The 2,584-nt window shown below is 74.2% G+C and carries 2 protein-coding genes; both read right to left on the bottom strand.

From position 1 onward, the window contains the following. On the bottom strand, positions 1-1,471 hold a 1,471-nt coding region (locus tag NON22_RS22985; RefSeq protein WP_257389317.1), incomplete at its 3' end, for an efflux transporter outer membrane subunit. Then, positions 1,458-2,584 (bottom strand): efflux RND transporter periplasmic adaptor subunit (locus NON22_RS22980; protein WP_257389316.1); only part of this gene is annotated, 1,127 nt, incomplete at its 5' end. The genes NON22_RS22985 and NON22_RS22980, both read right to left, overlap by 14 nt.

Raw genomic sequence — 2,584 nt, 5'->3', positions numbered from 1 at the left:
GCGCGGCGGTCCGGTTCGCGGCCGGCACCGCGGCGACGGCCGCGGCATCGTCCCCGCGCCAGCCGCCGCCGAGCGCGCGGATCAGTGCGACGCTCGCGCGCAGCTGGCGCGTGTCGAGATCGAGCGCCGCGCGCTGCGTGGTCAGCGCGACGGTCTGCGACTGCACGACTTCGAGATAGCTGACCGCGCCTTCGCGGTAGCGCGTCATCGCGAAATCGAGCGAGCGCCGCGCCGAGGCCACGGCCGACTCCTCGGCGTCGGCGGCGGTCCTGTAGTGCTGCAGCAGGGCGAGGTTGTCCTCGACCTGCTGGAACGCGCCGAGCACGACGCCGCGGTAGCGCGCGCCGGCTTCGTCGAGCGCGGCCTCGGCCTGGGCGGTCTGCGCGCGGCGCTTGCCGGCGTCGAACAGATCCAGCAGCAGGCTGGGGCCGACGGCCCAGGCCGCGTTCGGCGCGCTGAGCCAGCCGCCGGCCTGGTTGCTCTGGTAGCCGAAATTCGCGCCGAGGCTGATCGAGGGAAACCAGGCCGCACGCGCGATGCCGACTTCCGCGTTGGCCGCGGCGATGCGGCGCTGCGCCGCGGCGATGTCGGGCCGGCGCTGCAGCAGAGTCGAGGGCAGGTCCAGCGGCACGTTCGGCAGCGCGATCGGCGCGTCGGACGCGGCGATCGTGAACGTCGCCGGCGCCTCGCCGATCAGCGCGGCGATCGCATGCTCGGCGAGCGCGCGCTGGGCCTTGTTCTGCGCGGCCTGGGAGCGCGCCGTGTCGAGCTGGGTCTGCGCGCGCGCGACGTCGAGGCCCGAGGCGATGCCGGCGTCGCGGCGCTTCTGCGTCAGCGCGACGGCCTTGTCGTAGGCGGCGACCGTGCCGGCGAGCAGGGCCGCCTGCTGGTCGAGCCCGCGCAGCACGATGTAGTCGTCGGCGAGCTCGGCCTGCAGGCTCAGGCGCGCCGATTCGAGATCGGCCGCAGCCGCGGCGCGCGCGTGCTCGCCGGCGGCCACGCGGTTGCGCACGCGGCCCCAGAGGTCGAGCTCATAGCCGACCGCGAGGCCGGCGTCGTAGGACTCGTAATAGCGCGGCAGCGCGCTGCCGCTCGGCGGCCGCGTCTCGGACTGGCGCGCGCGCGTCGCGTCGGCGGACAGGCCGATCGACGGAAACAGGCCCGAGCGCAGCTGCTCGCCGTAGGCGCGCGCCTGCTCGTAGCGCGCGAGCGCCGCGGCGAGGTCCGGGCTGCTGGCGAGCAGACGCTGCTGCAGGCGGTCGAGCTCGGCGTCGGCGTACACGGTCCACCAGGCCGCGCGCGGCAGCGTGTCGGCCGGCGCCGCAGCGGTCCACGGCGCCTGTTCCTTGTAGCGGTCGCCGGTCGCGATCTCGGGCAATTGCAGCGGCGGCGCGAGCGAGCAGCCGGCCAGCGCCGCGGCGAGCAGCGCGGCGGCGACGGTGCGCAGGGGGCGTCGATCAGTTCTTGCCATTGCCGGCCTTTCCTGCGGCCGCGGGCGCCGCCGCGTCGTCGACGATGTGCACGGTGTCGCCTTCGGCCACGCCGTCGGGCGGCGTCTCGATGACGCGGTCCGCGGCGGCGAGGCCCGTCGCGATCTCCACGTTCTTGCCGAGATCGCGCCCGATCGTGACCGGCTTGAACGCGACCTTGTCGCCGTTCACCGTGGCCACGCGCAGGCCGGCCTGGTCGAAGATCAGCGCGCTCGACGGAATGCGCAGCGCCGCGCTGTTCTGCGGCAGCGCGAAGCTCACGTTGGCATATCCGCCGGGCAGCAGCTCGCCGGCGCCGTTGTCGACGCTGAGCTGGATCAGGGTCGTGCCGGTCGCCGCGTTGACGGCCTGCGAGAACGCCTCGACCTTGGCCGCGTAGTGCTTGCCCGGCCGCTCGGGCACGTCGACGCGCGCTTCGCTGCCCGCGGCGATGCTCGTCGCGTAGCTCTGCGGCACGTTGACGTAGATGCGCAGCCGCGAGATGTCGGAGACCACGAACAGTTCCGCGCCCGTGCCGCTGCCGTTGATCAGCGCGCCGACGTCGGTCTCGCGCGCGGTGATCACGCCGTCGAACGGCGCGACGATGCGCGTGAAATTCTCGGTCGCCTGCAGGCGCTCGACGTTCGCGCGCGCGGCGTTCGCGAGCGCGCGCTTGGCCTTGAGGTCGCCGTTCTTCTCGTCGACTTCCTGCTGCGACACCGAATCGGAGCCGAGCATGGACTGCCAGCGCCGGGCCGTGGTCTCGGCCAGCGCCGCATTGGCTTCGGCGCTGGCCAGGTCAGCCTTGGCCTGCAGCAGCTGCTGCTGCACGTCGGGCGCCTCGATCTCGGCGAGCAGCTGGCCGGCCTTCACGCGCGCGCCGATGTCGACCTTCCAGCTCTTCAGATAGCCCGACACGCGCGCATGGATGGGCGCTCGGGAATAGGCCTCGATGCGGCCCGGCAGCGCGAGCACGGACGCGTCGCCGGCCGTGCCCGGCGTGACCACGCGCACGCTCGGCGCGGCCTGGGCCTGGGTCCATTCCTTGAGCCGGGCGTGCCCCGAGGCGCGCGAGCCGATGCCGAGCGCGACGACCAGCGCGGCGCCGGCGGCGA

Source organism: Tahibacter caeni, assembly GCF_024609805.1.
In the GTDB taxonomy this organism is placed as follows: domain Bacteria; phylum Pseudomonadota; class Gammaproteobacteria; order Xanthomonadales; family Rhodanobacteraceae; genus Tahibacter; species Tahibacter caeni.
This window is presented reverse-complemented; position numbering and strand designations above follow the sequence as displayed.